This is a genomic window from Leptospira hartskeerlii, from assembly GCF_002811475.1.
Taxonomy (GTDB): domain Bacteria; phylum Spirochaetota; class Leptospiria; order Leptospirales; family Leptospiraceae; genus Leptospira_B; species Leptospira_B hartskeerlii.
Genome location: NZ_NPDL01000002.1, coordinates 98445 through 112223, shown reverse-complemented (window position 1 = coordinate 112223; position 13779 = coordinate 98445). Strand labels below are relative to the sequence as shown.

Annotated in this window: 14 protein-coding genes; 9 read left to right on the top strand and 5 right to left on the bottom strand. The window is 39.5% G+C overall.

Annotation, left to right across the window (positions count from 1 at the left end):
* The first annotated feature begins 2 nt into the window (after positions 1-2).
* The 3 genes from CH352_RS03430 to CH352_RS03420 are packed head-to-tail and all read left to right on the top strand — an operon-like array spanning position 3 to position 2489.
* Positions 3-1421, top strand: a complete 1419-nt coding sequence (locus CH352_RS03430) for an FAD-binding oxidoreductase (protein ID WP_100705645.1) — start codon at positions 3-5, stop codon at positions 1419-1421.
* A 4-nt stretch (positions 1422-1425) separates the two neighbouring features.
* On the top strand, positions 1426-1782 hold the full coding sequence (locus tag CH352_RS03425) for a hypothetical protein (RefSeq protein WP_100705646.1): 357 nt from the start codon (positions 1426-1428) through the stop codon (positions 1780-1782).
* Positions 1779-2489 (top strand): lysophospholipid acyltransferase family protein, encoded by a 711-nt coding sequence (locus tag CH352_RS03420; protein WP_100705647.1) that lies wholly within the window; start codon positions 1779-1781, stop codon positions 2487-2489. The genes CH352_RS03425 and CH352_RS03420 overlap by 4 nt, the downstream gene beginning before the upstream one ends.
* 16 nt (positions 2490-2505) lie before the next feature.
* Here CH352_RS03420 and CH352_RS03415 read toward each other — a convergent pair whose 3' ends face one another.
* The 3 genes from CH352_RS03415 to CH352_RS03405 all read right to left on the bottom strand — a co-directional run bounded on the left by CH352_RS03415 (position 2506) and on the right by CH352_RS03405 (position 5144).
* A complete protein-coding gene (locus CH352_RS03415) occupies positions 2506-3138 on the bottom strand; it encodes a hypothetical protein (RefSeq protein ID WP_100705774.1) in 633 nt (210 codons plus the stop codon).
* A gap of 164 nt (positions 3139-3302) precedes the next feature.
* Complete coding sequence (locus CH352_RS03410; RefSeq protein ID WP_100705648.1) at positions 3303-3920, bottom strand: response regulator; 618 nt, start codon at positions 3918-3920, stop codon at positions 3303-3305.
* A gap of 351 nt (positions 3921-4271) precedes the next feature.
* Positions 4272-5144 (bottom strand): alpha/beta fold hydrolase, encoded by an 873-nt coding sequence (locus CH352_RS03405; protein WP_100705649.1) that lies wholly within the window; start codon positions 5142-5144, stop codon positions 4272-4274.
* A 90-nt stretch (positions 5145-5234) separates the two neighbouring features.
* Here CH352_RS03405 and CH352_RS03400 point away from each other — a divergent pair, with 90 nt between their 5' ends.
* The 6 genes from CH352_RS03400 to CH352_RS03375 all read left to right on the top strand — a co-directional run bounded on the left by CH352_RS03400 (position 5235) and on the right by CH352_RS03375 (position 12128).
* Complete coding sequence (locus CH352_RS03400; RefSeq protein WP_100705775.1) at positions 5235-7577, top strand: ATP-binding protein; 2343 nt, start codon at positions 5235-5237, stop codon at positions 7575-7577.
* A gap of 22 nt (positions 7578-7599) precedes the next feature.
* A complete protein-coding gene (locus tag CH352_RS03395; protein WP_100705650.1) occupies positions 7600-9111 on the top strand; it encodes a hybrid sensor histidine kinase/response regulator in 1512 nt (503 codons plus the stop codon).
* An 18-nt stretch (positions 9112-9129) separates the two neighbouring features.
* Entirely contained in the window at positions 9130-10119 is a 990-nt protein-coding gene (locus CH352_RS03390) for a phosphotransferase (protein WP_100705651.1), read from the top strand.
* A 1-nt stretch (position 10120) separates the two neighbouring features.
* Complete coding sequence (locus CH352_RS03385; RefSeq protein ID WP_100705652.1) at positions 10121-10846, top strand: NTP transferase domain-containing protein; 726 nt, start codon at positions 10121-10123, stop codon at positions 10844-10846.
* 124 nt (positions 10847-10970) lie between these two features.
* The gene (locus CH352_RS03380; RefSeq protein ID WP_100705653.1) at positions 10971-11537 is read left to right on the top strand and encodes an RNA polymerase sigma factor; all 567 of its coding nucleotides are present in this window, start codon (positions 10971-10973) and stop codon (positions 11535-11537) included.
* A 12-nt stretch (positions 11538-11549) separates the two neighbouring features.
* On the top strand, positions 11550-12128 hold the full coding sequence (locus tag CH352_RS03375; protein ID WP_100705654.1) for a ClpP family protease: 579 nt from the start codon (positions 11550-11552) through the stop codon (positions 12126-12128).
* Positions 12129-12137: 9 nt separating this feature from the next.
* Here the strand turns inward: CH352_RS03375 and CH352_RS03370 are convergent, their stop codons facing one another.
* Positions 12138-12749, bottom strand: coding sequence for a GNAT family N-acetyltransferase (locus CH352_RS03370; protein ID WP_100705655.1), 612 nt, complete (start codon positions 12747-12749; stop codon positions 12138-12140).
* Positions 12750-12771: 22 nt separating this feature from the next.
* Entirely contained in the window at positions 12772-13671 is a 900-nt protein-coding gene (locus tag CH352_RS03365; protein ID WP_100705656.1) for a hypothetical protein, read from the bottom strand.
* Positions 13672-13779 lie beyond the last annotated feature (108 nt).

Genomic DNA, 13779 nt, shown 5'->3' with positions numbered 1-13779 from the left:
ATATGAGTATCAGCCAGGAAAATAAAAACAAACTCAAATCCCTATTGGGAGAAGACAGGGTTTTTTTCAAAGACGAAACCCAAATGGATCAGGCAACATTCCTCTCTTTCGGGATGGACAGAACAAAAGTATATGTGCCGGACTATGAAATCCTGACATTCCCTAAAAACACACAAGAAGTTTCAGAAATCGTAAAATTCGCATTCGAGAATGATATCAAGATAGTTCCTTCCGGAGGAAGAACAGGTTACGCGGGTGGAGCAGTGGCCAAATCCGGAGAAATAGTGGTCTCTCTTACTAAGATGGATCAAGTTTTGGATTTCGATCCATTCTTCGGTTCCATAACCGTACAAGCAGGGATGATCACTAAAAATCTACATAAAGAAACGGAAGAAAGAGGTTTTTATTTCCCTGTAGATTTTGCAGCAACAGGTTCTTCTCATATAGGAGGAAACATTGCGACTAACGCAGGTGGCGTCAGAGTAGTTCATTATGGACTGATCCGTGATTGGGTCTTAGGACTAAAAGTAGTTACAGGAACGGGAGAAATCCTGGAATTTAATGGCGAGATCCTAAAAAACAATACCGGTTACGATCTCAAACATTTATTCATAGGTTCCGAAGGAACATTGGGGATCATCACCGAATGCACCTTAAAACTTACTAAAAAACCTGCGGACAATCGGATCCTTTTCACAGCAGTTCCTGATTTTCCTTCTATATTAGAATTATTTAAAGAAACTCATAATATGTCCTTACCTATTCTGGCATTCGAGTTTTTGACCAAATATTGTTTGGATAAGGTAATGGACCATTTAAATGTTCCGGATCCATTTCCGGAAGCAAGTCCATACTATGTTTTAATGGAATTCGAGATCACCGAAGAATCCGACGATGAGAAATTATTCTCATTTTTAGAAACTATTATGGAAAAAGGTTATGTTTCCGACGGAAGCCTTGCTCAGAATTCCAGACAAGCTGAAACATTCTGGAAATACAGAGAAGGGATCAGCGAATCTATCTCCATTGATTATACAGTTCACAAAAACGATATATCTCTCCCTCTGCGGAATATGAATCCGTTCTTGGAAGATATGCAGTCTTTGCTTTCTTCTAAATATCCCGGCTTTGAGATCGCACTTTTCGGACATATCGGTGACGGAAATCTTCATTTGAATATAGTAAAACCTAAGGATCTTTCGGATGCGGAGTTTTTCTCCCAGTGCAAAAAGGTAGATCCGTCTATGTTTGAACTATTACAAAAACATCATGGATCGATTAGTGCAGAACATGGGATCGGTCTTTTGAAAAAAGACTTTCTACATTTCTCTCGTTCTTCTGCTGAGATAGAAGTGATGAGGATGATCAAAAAAGCGCTGGATCCTAAAAATCTTTTAAATCCGGGGAAAATTCTCCCCTAAAGCCATGAAAAGAAAACTATCCGGTTTTTTTAGGTTTCTGACCGTAATTACCTGGATCGTATTTGCGGGCTTAAGTTATATAAAGTCGGAACCACAAGTTTGGATCCCGACTTATTTAACAGTGAGTCTTTTGTATTCCACAGAATGGTATTCTTACTTTCATAACCAAGGAAGAAGGATTTTAATCGCCGGTTTAGGAAAATCGATCGGTATCGGTTATTTTGTTTGGGGATTTTATAATTTCTTAGATAATCCTAAACAGGATCCCGATTCCGAAGTTTTCAAAGATAGTATAGGACTTGCACTATCATCAATCTGGCTCTTTTTATTGCCTTTTTTCCAGGGGAGAAATCGGTCATGAAGATCGCAATCTCCTCCTTCCTTGCAACTTTCATATTAAAAATTATCTATATAACTGTTCGTTGGTCCGAGATACATGTCCCAAAAAAAGCGGAAGAATTACTTCTTAAAAAAAGAGGATTTGTCTTAGCGCTTTGGCATAATCAGATCCCATTCATTATAGATTTCACATATAAGTTTTATGTAAAACGTTACGGCTTGGAAGTGATCCCTATGGCGTCTCAATCTAAGGACGGAGAATTGGTCACTAGAGTAATCTCTCATTTCGGAATGCGACCCAAAAGGGGTTCTAGTAAAAGAGGAGGAGCCGCAGCATTAAAGGCATTGGTCCAAGACGCCAAAAAAGGAAGTATCAGTTTGATCACACCTGACGGCCCCACTGGTCCCGTTTATACTCTCAAGCCGGGGATCATCCAATTAGCCTCGATGACAGGCTTTCCTATATTATCCTACTACGCTAAATATGATCGTTATAAAATTGTACAAAGCTGGGATAGGACGCCTGTTCCAAAACTATTCTCAAAAGCGGAATTCTTTATATCGGAACCGTTTTACGTTCCAAAACTTAAGGGAGAAGAAGATCTCGAACTTTGGAGAAAAAAATTCGAAACATTCATGCTGGATCAAATAGGGATCTCCCAACAAGAGGCAGAAAGCTTAAGGGAAGAAGTAAGACTGGCAGCACAGAAGAAAAGAAAACTCAAATAAAATTAGAAATTTATAATTAAGCCACCTTCAATCTGTAAAAACTCCAGTGAACTATGAAAATCCTGGACATCAATAAATACAATGCTCTTCCGTTCTGTTTTGATTCCGCAGCAAATTCAAAAGCGGAGATCAATTCTCTTAAAATTTCTCTTTCCCCTAGATCGGAAACCAACTCTAAATCGATAGAAGACAAATTTTCGTCTTCTGGAAATTTGAGATCGTTGGACTCTAAAAGTATTTCTAAAAGTTTTTCTGCTTCTATCAGTATAGATTCGACGGTCTTATCCGGCTCTTCCGGCCCGTTTAATAGAGAATATATTCCGTCGGACAATTCTAAGATCAAACCTCCGATCGCAGAATCTTCTCCGTTCTCGAATGTGTGATTAACAGCGTCTAATTTTTCTCTCAATAAAGATCTTACTTGAGAGAAGGAGTTTGCAGCATACTGCATTTCTCCCTCGTCCATGGATTCCTCGAAACCTTGTAACCAATCAGGCCCAGTAGGCTCGAAGTCGTCCCAATCTGCCCATAATGACTCGCAAGCTAGAAAGACTTGGTCTGTAGTACTTCCAACATGTTTGTAAGTAGATACTACCGTAGCAAGACGAGCGAGAGCTTCGGACCATTCCGTTTCTCGGATCTCCATCATGCCGTATACCATACACTAGTAACAATTCGATGAAAGCAAGTTTCCTTATTAATTTAAATTAACGAATTTTTTATTACAAACTCTTACCAAACTAATCTTTCCGTGTCGCAAAAACTAATGTGTACTGTCACAGTAAAACTAGACACTTTGGATTAGTGAACTTCTTAGAAACGAGAATATTTACGAACTAGATCCACTCTGGAGTTCACTTGTAATTTTTTAAAAATACTTTTGATCTGGATCCGAACAGTACCTTCTTTTGTTCCGAAGTTACGCGCAATATCCTTCGTTCTATAACCGTTGATGATATGGTTCAAAATTTCTCTTTCTCTTGGAGTTAGAGAATGTGTTTCCTTAGTCGGTGATTTTCTGAAAAAAGAGATCACTTTTGCCGCAGCACCGGGAGAAAGTATTCCACCTTCTTTCATCACCATTCTCGCTACTTCTTTTATGTCTTTCAGATCTTTTTTAAGAACAAATCCAACTGCACCTGCCTTCATCGCTTGTATCAAAGCATCGTCCGTGTCTAACGTGGAAAGCATAATGTATTTTGGATCGTTATCAAAATCGGATCTTTCTTTTATATAATCAATCCCGGATTTTCCAGGGAGAACGATATCCATAAATACAAGATCAAATTTATCCTCACGATTTTGTGATAAATCTTCGGTAGAAGAAAATACTTCTACCTGATCTACTTCTTCCATTACGGAGAGAGTGTTTGCACAGTTCTGAGCAAACTCTGAATTGTCTTCAACTATAGCAATTTTTACTTTTTCCATTTTTTATCCGCCGACCGGCCCCTTGTATTACGGTTTTTTGATTCTAATTTCTATATTCTTTTTTCAAAAAACTCGGACGAAGGTAGGAAGATTTTTTTAAATTTTATAAAATGTGATTTAGATCAAGAGTTGATCTAAATTTTTGGGAAGAAGGTTATGCGAAATTTTTCATGATTTTTTTCAATTCATGTGTCTGTCTTTTTTATTTCATAGATAGAACTTACGAATATAAAAATAAATAAAAAGAGTATTAGATTTTAATAATTTATTTCCAAACGAATATCCAATATTTGATAACGGAACTTCTTCTTCTCCCCCATTCAAGTAATAAAAATCGGTTCATCCAGCCTCTCAAAGCCAAGAATTGATCTTTTCTGCAACTTCTTTTGGTCTTTCCATGTGCAGAGCATGTTTCGCATTCGGGATCCAGACCAGTTTGCTTCTCTTTAAATAAGAATGTAATTTTTTCACCATAGTGGGACCGGTGATTGGATCTTCTGTGCCGGAAATGATCAGAGTTTTTTGGGAAACTGCAGAGAGTTTTTTGCCTAGAAAAATTTCTTTCTCTCTGTCTAAAGTATTCTCCGTTAAAAATTGGTGAGCTACATTATTCCACTGACTGAGCAGAGCTCTTTTAGCAATACAACCCAATTCCGGAACATTCTCCTGATACAATGCTGTGAGAAGTCTTTCAATCTCTTCTGTTTTAGAAGGGAAAAGTAATTTTCTCATTTCGTCTCTTTGCGGATGAGGGATCCCACCCGGAGCGAGCAGCACAAGTCTTTGGACCCTTTTTTCTTTTTCAGAATCACGCATAGCGATCATCATTGCGATCAAAGAACCCATGGAGTGTCCTGCCAAAACCAGATCGTTTAACGCGAGTTTGCGGATCGAATTGTAAAGAAGATCCGCAAATACATCGACTTGATACAAATATTTTACCTTAGGAAGAGGACTTAACCCGAACCCTGGAATGTCCGGGACCAAAAGATTGAAGTCATTTCGTAAAAAAGGAGCCAGTCTCCTGAAACCTGTGGCAGAATCCAGAAGTCCGTGGATGAAAAAAAGAGTTTTATCCGATCCTTGGGCAGAAGGTCTCTTCAAAAAGAAAATTTTGTGTCCGCCAAGATCCAGATGAAGACGCTGAAATCCCAGTTCCTTCTCCATAAATCGAATTTTTTGCCTGGTATAATTTCGAAGAAAAAGTTCGTATACAAAATCCATAGATTGGGTCAATGATTCCCTCTCTAGTTGAATCTAGCAAGGAATCCAAATCAATTTTACGATGTGGAATTCCGATATTATATGCAATTCATGAAGAACCGGGAATTAGTTCTACTCTTAGAAAAGGCCTTCTTTCCCGCCCAGGAAGGAATTCTAATCTTAGAACCCGGAAGTTATAGTATACTCGGTTCAAATCCTAAGGCATGCTCTATCTTAGGCTACGATCCCGATGAACTAAAAAACCTAAGCCTAAGCAATTTACTCGCTAGGCCGGACAGCATCGGGAATTACGGGAGCGGAGCGGAAGAATTAGGCATTTCTCTCCTTTGGAACTTGAGAAAAAGGAGCGGGTCACTTCTTCTTGCGGACTTTACGATCAACGCGTTCTCCGAGACTCCGAACTCACCTTTAATTTTTCATATCTACCAAAGATCGGAGATCAGAGAGATAGAACTCAGATTATATTATCTGCAAAGTATCTTAAGAACTCTCCGACTTTTAAAACTGAATTTACGATCTCTTCGCTTAAGTTCCGAGAGTACACTCTTTCAAAAGATCTGCGATACACTAAAAGAAAACCCTCACTATAGTTTGGTCTGGGGTTTTTATAGAAGAGAAGACGGAACAGATCAGATATTGATCCAATCGGACTTAGATTCTAAATGGAGAAAAAATTTAGAAACCGCTTGGGAAGAAAAAAAGTCCAAATCTCCTTTCGAAACTCTTATAGAAGGAAAAGAACAATTCCATATCTATGAATTCGGTTCCAACGTGTATCCGGAATGGGAAGAAGCACTAGTCGCAAAAGATTTCAGAAGATCCTTAAGCCTGATCATTCGAGAAGAAGGCAAAATTATAGGCGGGATCCAAATCATCTCTAGAGAGAACATGGCTTTCGATTCCGGAGAGAACTATCTGTATTTCGAGATAGTGGAAGATCTTCTTTCTTCTCTTCAATATTTAAGGATTGAAAAACAAAGAAGAGAAACCGCAAAAATCCTACAATTCCAAGGTGCACTCTTAAACTCCTTGGAAGTTCCTCTTTTGTCCACAGACGACGAAGGATTTATTACTTATGTGAATAATAATATCAGTGCTCTATTAGGAATTTCTAAAGAAGAGATTATTGGCATCCAAGTCAGAGAACTTCTAAAATTAGAGCCGGAAGCAATGGATATGATCCTTTTGGGTTCGAGAGCGGAAACCAGGATCACGATCCGAGGCAGGCATGAGGTCCCGTTTTTATTAGCTTCTTCTTCCTTGAAAGATGATTATGGGAATAGGATTGGGACAATCTTACTTCTTTTGGATATTTCGGAACAGAAAAAGAATGAAGAGTTGATCCGTGCCTCCGAAATGAAACTCCGGAACTTATTTGCCTCCATGAATAATGGAATCGTAATCTTGGACCCGCAAGGAAAAGTACTGGAAGTAGCCCCTATTCTAAAATTTTACTTATTCCAATTTTTGAATGTGGATGTGCACGACGAGTTCCCTTCTCTTTTCCCGGAAGAGGCGCAAAAAGGGATTTTGGTCAAATTAGAAGAATGTATCCGCACACAAAGAGCGGCCTACTTCGACTTCTCCATGGTATTATTAGGAGAAGAAGAAAATTACTTTTCTATAAAGTTCCTTCCTCTCAAAAAATACCAAGATTTTCCCGTTGCGGCGATGTTGATATTCTCAGACGTGACTCAAACCAAGATCTTGGACAGACAATTGTATGAGACCGCAAAATTCGCATCTATAGGGGAGATCGCAGCAGGTATCGCTCATGAAGTGAATAACCCTCTCCAATCCAGTTTATTATATCTAGAAGATCTTTTAGAACATGAAGATCCGGATCCAATAGAAAGAAAAAAAGTCTATAAGAGAGTAGAAGGCGCCGCCCTGCGGATCCGAGATCTGATCAAAGGACTTTTGGATTTAGGAAGAAGGGCTCCGAGAAAGAAAGAATTGGTTTCTCCTTATTTTATTCTTTTGAGAGCCTGCGAACTCATCGAAGTGAGTTGTAAAAAGAATGGAATCGAATTGAAACGAGTTACTAATCCGGAACTTCCTCAGATCCATGTAGCTTGGCAGGAAATCGAACAAGTATTGATCAATTGTTTAGTGAATGCAGTTAACGCAATTTCCGAAATGGAACATAAGCCGACTAATCCATTGATACAAGTTTCCGCACGAAAAGAATTATATTTGAACGGAGAGATGGTGAGTTTTACCATTCAAGATAACGGTCCCGGAATGAACGCCGAAGTCGCAGAGAAGGCCTTTTTACCTTTGTATACGACCAGGAGAACCAAACAGGGAACGGGACTTGGATTGACTATCTCTCAACGGATCATCACCGATCACGGAGGGACCATTCACTTGGAATCCAATCCGGGACAAGGCACCAAGGTTACTGTCCGAGTGCCTGTAGGAAAGGTATGATGAACTTATTCTTTAAAATCATATGACAAGGGAAAAAAATCCCAACGTTCTGATCATTGACGACGAGGCGGAAATCAGGACCGCTTTAGAGCGTGTAATTTCTAGAGAAGGGTATCACGTTTTTCTTGCGGAAGATTTTGAATCCGCAATGAAGATCGTGAGAGATTATGCGGTAGATATAGTAATTTCCGATATCCTAATGGGCGGCAAAGATGGGATCGAAGTCGCAAGAGAGATTAAAAAATATAATTCTAATATTCCAGTCATACTCATCACCGGTAACCCTCAACTTCACACTGCGGAAGAAGCCCTCAGGAACAGAGTATTCGATTATATTTCCAAACCGGTAAGCAGACAGAACATTCTTGCCGCATTAGAGAATGCCCGCAAAGAAAAAGAAGATAGAGATAGAAAATCCAAAAAGATCATAAAAGCTGTCCGAGAAAAAACACATTTCGCACAACAATCCAAAGATCTAGATTATCGAAATAGTTTAATTTTGGAAACTACCGGAGACTGCGTGATCACCCTAGACGAAGATCTTCTTATTCGCGGAGCTAACGAAGCCGCGATCCGAAATTTTGGATACGAAGAAAACGAAATCGTAGGACAAAAGATCACACTTTTGATCTCTGATGAAAATACGGGCGCGTATTTGGAAAGGATCGCTCATTTGATGAGCCGCAAATCAGATCATAATATCGCCAGATTACATAACGCAGAATTGATCGGCAGGAGCGGGGAAAAATTCAATTTCGATATTTCCGTATGTAGATACGAATTGAATGGTAAAACATATTATACCGGCATCGCTAGGGACATCACGCAGAAAAATATTATCTCCGAAAAACTGATCGATGCGGAAAGAAGAGCATTCTTAACTACAATTGCTTCCAGTATCGGTCATGAGATCAATAACGCACTCACTGCCATCCAAGGTTTTATAGAAGTAGCAAGACTTCCTGATGCAGATGAACCTATCAAAGATAAGGCAATCTCAGTTACTTGGAACCAAATCACAAAATTAAAGAACCTGACTTTCAATTTACTTCAATTAGGGAAACCAGGAGATTCAGGTAGAGACAAAGAAGACTTGGATCTAAACGAAGTAGTGGAATCCGTCATAGAGGTTTTCAGAAAGACTACTCGCTTAAAGTATTGTGAGATCGTTTTTAATAGAAACCAGGACAAAACATCCGTTCATTCAAACGCGGATCAATTGAGCCTTTTATTCTCTAATATCTTCTTAAATTCTGCGGACGCGACAGAGAACAAAGGAAAGATAGAGATCTCAGTAGGAGAAAAAAATCATCACCCGATGGTTAAGATTAAGGATAACGGAGTCGGAATGAGCAAAGATATTCTTAGTAAGATCTTCCAGCCTTACTTCACTACTAAAAAAACCGGCCAAGGTACAGGTCTAGGAATGTTCGTAGCAAAAGAGATTGCAGACGTATTCAATATTCGAATAGAAATCGATTCTGAGCCGGAAAAAGGCACCGAATTCCGCTTGGTCTTTCCGGACAAATTGTAGAACTAGCCATACGTGGCTATGAACGAAGTTTTAAGTGAAATAGATTTTCGTTTCCTTGCGATCGATGGAAAGTTTCCCGAAAAAATAGACCCACTCAACCCGGAGGCTTCCGCGCGCAGATACTATCGTGCAACATATCCTGGAGGCGCCACAAAGATCCTTTGTAAGGACCAAGTCTTCCAACATGACTTTCAAGAAGTCGGACATTTTTTAGAACACCACGGTTTCAAAGTCCCTAAAATATATAAGACCGATGTATTCAATAAGCTAATGCTTCTTTCCGATGAGGGAGATTCCGACCTAAGCTCCATCAAAGACGATGCGGAATATAGAACCTTCTTAGTAAAATCTCTAGAACTCTTGGTCTCTCTTCAAAAGACTAGACCGGAGCCTCCAGTTTCCACTCGTGAATTCGATTATGAAAAGTTAAATTTCGAGAATAAGTTTACGTTTTCTTCATATATAGGCTTCTCCGAGATGTTTAAGATCAAAACCAAACTTAGACCGGAAATAGTTTTTTTCTTAGAAGAAGCTTCCGGTTTCTTAGCGGAATATAAGGAAAAGGTATTCTGCCATCGGGATTTTCACGCTCGAAACATAATGCTCTCCCCTACTAGAGAGTTGACGTTGATCGATTTCCAAGATGCAAGAATGGGGACTCCATTTTATGATATTTCTAGTCTATTATATGATGCTTATAGACCGATCCCATTTGCAATGAGACAAGGGCTTTTTCTACTCTTCTTAAAATTAAGCGATAATAGATTCAAAAAACCTAGAGAATGTTATTATCTACAATGCCTACAAAGATCTTACAAAGCACTTGGATCTTATTTTATGTTGGTCGCTGACAAAAAACAGGACAAATACAGACAAAGTGTTTTAAACTGTTTGGATAATTTATTAGAAATTGTGCAAGTAGGTCTTTTTCCGGACCAATTGTTCTTATTCTTTCATCTTCTAAAAAAAGAATTATCCAGCAATGCCTTATTCTTGGAAAAACTCTAGGATGAAGGCATTTTTTCCATGCGCAGGTTTCGGGACCAGAATGGGAGAATGGACCAAATCACTCCCCAAGCCTCTTTTAAAAATAAATAATATTCCTCTCATTTATTATTCCCTGTTTCTTGCAAAATCTTGGGGAGTCAATGATGCTATTCTTAACCTACATTATTTCGGAGAAAAGATACAGGAAGAGCTGAAAGGTTTTCAGAATTTTCAGTTACATTTCTCCTCAGAGACTCCTGAAATTTTAGGAACTGGCGGGGGAATTCGTACAGGAATCGAAAGATTTTGGAGTTTGCAGGATAATTTCTTAGTTTTAAATCCGGATTTTATTCTTTTTCCAGAACCTGGATTTAATCCTTGGCCAAGCGCAAAAGACAGAGAGAAGTTTGATTGTATATTATATTTAGCTAAAATTCCTGAAAATGCAAATTATACGGGACTCAGTCTAAAAAACGACCAGGTCCAATTTACGCCGGGAGGATATTTTTATCTGGGACTTTCCTGGATGAAAGCAAGTTGTCTTTCCGAGTTGGAGCCGAACAAATCTTTTGATCTTGCGGATATATTCCGTAAACTTTCTTCTCAAAATCGTCTCGGCGGAAAAGTTTTCCCAGGCACATTTTTGGATCTGGGAGAAAAGCAGTTTTACGAGAAATATAGGAACACTGATTTTTCAGATCGGCTTTCGGCCGATTGGTTTGAGTTTAGAAAGGAAAATCACATGTAGGAGCTCCTACATCGCGGTCCAGAGTAGAATTTCCAGAAGCTAGACCAAGGTCAGGCACCTTAAAAATGCAAAAATAGTTTAGATCCGTACACTCCAAAATGCAAACTGGGACCCTCTAACAGATATGCGCGATTTTAAAGTACTAGTCACAGAAGCTTCCAAAGGAGAAGAACCGGCTTGGACGGAGTTGATGACCCGTTTCGAAAAATACGTCAGTAGCCAGGCTATCAAAAGGATCCGAGATCAATCCAAGGCGGAGGACCTAAGCCAAGAAGTATTTTTAGAAGCTTGGAAAGTTCTTCCATCTCTAAGACAGCCGGAGGCATTTCCGTTCTTACTCAGAAGGTTAGTGCTGAAACATTCGGATCGTATCTTAAGAAAAAAAGATCTGCTCGGGACTGAGTTAAATCCTGAGATCACTAAGGCTGCTCCTCGTTCCGGAGATACTTGGAGGACAGAAGTTTTAGATGCGTTAGAAGAACTTCCTAACGAAGAGAAACAACTTTTGAATCTGAGATATTTTGGTGAGATGAGCTACGAAGAGATCACCGAAAAAACAGGGATCCCAATCGGTAATTTGAAAAACCGTTTGAGAAGAAGTAGAGAATTATTACGTAGACAACTTTTGAATAAATCGGACAGAAAAGATTGGTTGGAAGTCCTACATGGACCTATGGCAATCGCTTCCTGATTGGAGAATCGAATGACTGATACTTTAGTAGAGCCGATCCAATTTCCGGGACTCAGGTTAGAGGACAACCAACTCAAAGAAGGAAAAATTTTTCTTTGGGGACAGGTGGATGATTCTTCTGCAAAACATGTGGTAGAACGTTTATTATATCTTTCTAATCAAGATCCCGAAAAAGATATCACTCTTGTGATCAATAGTCCTGGAGGTGCAAACACGTCCGGTATGTCTATTCTGGATACAATGGACCTGATCCCGAATGATGTGAGGACAGTTTGTATGGGACTCGCTGCGAGTTTTGGCGCTCTACTTCTTCTTTCGGGGACAAAAGGTAAAAGATTCGCATTTCCTCATAGCAGGATCATGTTACACCAACCTCATGTTCCTGGAACTTATCAGGCAAAGGCAACTGATATCGGGATTTTTGCTTCTATGATCGAAAGAGATAAGAAGGAGATCAATCGTATCGTTTCTGAAAGAACAGGCCAACCACTAGAAGTTGTGGAAAGAGATACAGATCGAGACCTATGGCTTACTCCTTCTGAAGCACAAATCTACGGTGTGATCGACGGGATCATGGAAAATTGGAAATAAATTAGGTTTTTAAACCTGAGGTTTTCCTAGTTTGAACAAAAGATTCCCTCGTACTGTCGGCCATTCTTCTTTCGTAATACTGTAAACTACGGTGTCTCTTAAGGTACCGTTTTTACTAATACGGTGATTCCTAAGTATACCGTCCAGTTTTGCTCCCAACCTTTCAATCGCCTTTCTGGATGTAGAATTCATAAAATGGGTCCTAAATTCTACAGCGATACAACCTAAGGTTTCGAACGCATGTTCCAAAAGTAGAAGTTTACATTCGGTATTCACGAAAGTTTTTTGGACTGATTTTGAGTACCATGTTGTGCCGATCTCCAACCTTCGTGCATCCTTCTCGATATTCATATATCTTGTAGTTCCTAAAAGTTTAGAATCTTCCTTTCTAATAATAGCAAAAGGGATAGAAAGTCCCGCCTCCTGCTCTTCTAATGCTTTTTGGATCCAAACAGTCATACTTTCCGGTTCAGGAATATTCGTGTACCATAATTTCCAGAGTTCTCCATCTTGCACCGCTTCTGCCAATGCTTCTGTGTGATCCGGAACGAGAGGCACAAGTTCTACACGATCTCCGGAAAGGTGTATAGGTTTAGGAGGATAGTAAGTAGAATGGATCATGATTTTATAATATACCTGGGATCTACAACTTCAAATAGCCGGACAAACACCAGGCACAGACTTCTTCCGTAAATGGAAGATCTTTTGCTTTTGCAACTACGTCCGGAGGAACAGTATGGAAGAAGATACGATCGTCGACTGTCCTTCCGCAGATCTTGCAGACTGAAATTTTCCAAGGAGAGATAGTTTCTTCGTCCTTCTCCGCTTGGGAATGAAATCGGAAAGGTCGAACATCTTCGTCATTTTCCAGTTTTGTCCTAAGAGAAAGAATTTCTCCATCAAAACCGATCTCTAATCGGAAGACATGTTCTCCATCCATTGTATCGAATCTGAGAAGATTCGGATCCAATCCTATTTCCTTAAATTGTAATATAGCCAATGCTATCCCAATCTCTCGCCCTTCTTCATCGAAAGGATAATCTTCATAATATTCGGAGAGATCTTGGTAAGACTTAGCTCTGGAAAGATATTCTGTCAGCGCTTCTTCCGCTTCAGAAGTAATGGGAGCTAAATTGGCGATCTCTAAAGAAACTCCTGAGCCGGAGTGGTGGATCGTGGTCCTAAGTACGGAACCTTCTTCTTTTAATCTATTTCTTAATTTTAACGGATCTGAGAAGTCCCAATTGGTCTCAAATTCAGCCTCTCTTTCGGTGAATGATTCTGAACTAAGAGGATCCCAACCCTTCTCCATATAGTAGGAATTCCTACAATTCTCTTTGAATGCCATTTCGAGCAGGGAATAAATGAGAGAAAGAGAAGGAGGAAGAATATCGGTCTTTTGGTAATATTCCAAACAGAACCGTAGATAATTCTCCACGTTGGACTTATAATATTGGGAAAGTACCACTCCATGAAGGACGATCTTTTTTCCGAGTTCCATTCCTCGGATCAAACGTTCCTTTTTGGCTAATTCTATTTCCATCCGCTTATGGAGTTCTGGCTCCCCAAAAAGTATCGGGAGATTGAGGTCTCTGTCTGCCTTTTTTTATCGATCTATGATTGAAAAAGAAACCGGTCCCCGGAGAGGGCC

What these genes read in the sequence shown, in the direction of transcription:
- CH352_RS03425 (WP_100705646.1), top strand. Translation starts at nt 1,426, where the DNA reads ATGAAAAGAAAACTATCCGGTTTTTTTAGGTTTCTGACCGTAATTACC.
- CH352_RS03405 (WP_100705649.1), bottom strand. Translation starts at nt 5,144, where the DNA reads ATGGATTTTGTATACGAACTTTTTCTTCGAAATTATACCAGGCAAAAA.
- CH352_RS03410 (WP_100705648.1), bottom strand. Translation starts at nt 3,920, where the DNA reads ATGGAAAAAGTAAAAATTGCTATAGTTGAAGACAATTCAGAGTTTGCT.
- CH352_RS03395 (WP_100705650.1), top strand. Translation starts at nt 7,600, where the DNA reads ATGACAAGGGAAAAAAATCCCAACGTTCTGATCATTGACGACGAGGCG.
- CH352_RS03400 (WP_100705775.1), top strand. Translation starts at nt 5,235, where the DNA reads ATGAAGAACCGGGAATTAGTTCTACTCTTAGAAAAGGCCTTCTTTCCC.
- CH352_RS03430 (WP_100705645.1), top strand. Translation starts at nt 3, where the DNA reads ATGAGTATCAGCCAGGAAAATAAAAACAAACTCAAATCCCTATTGGGA.
- CH352_RS03390 (WP_100705651.1), top strand. Translation starts at nt 9,130, where the DNA reads ATGAACGAAGTTTTAAGTGAAATAGATTTTCGTTTCCTTGCGATCGAT.
- CH352_RS03375 (WP_100705654.1), top strand. Translation starts at nt 11,550, where the DNA reads ATGACTGATACTTTAGTAGAGCCGATCCAATTTCCGGGACTCAGGTTA.
- CH352_RS03415 (WP_100705774.1), bottom strand. Translation starts at nt 3,138, where the DNA reads ATGATGGAGATCCGAGAAACGGAATGGTCCGAAGCTCTCGCTCGTCTT.
- CH352_RS03385 (WP_100705652.1), top strand. Translation starts at nt 10,121, where the DNA reads ATGAAGGCATTTTTTCCATGCGCAGGTTTCGGGACCAGAATGGGAGAA.
- CH352_RS03370 (WP_100705655.1), bottom strand. Translation starts at nt 12,749, where the DNA reads ATGATCCATTCTACTTACTATCCTCCTAAACCTATACACCTTTCCGGA.
- CH352_RS03365 (WP_100705656.1), bottom strand. Translation starts at nt 13,671, where the DNA reads ATGGAAATAGAATTAGCCAAAAAGGAACGTTTGATCCGAGGAATGGAA.
- CH352_RS03420 (WP_100705647.1), top strand. Translation starts at nt 1,779, where the DNA reads ATGAAGATCGCAATCTCCTCCTTCCTTGCAACTTTCATATTAAAAATT.
- CH352_RS03380 (WP_100705653.1), top strand. Translation starts at nt 10,971, where the DNA reads ATGCGCGATTTTAAAGTACTAGTCACAGAAGCTTCCAAAGGAGAAGAA.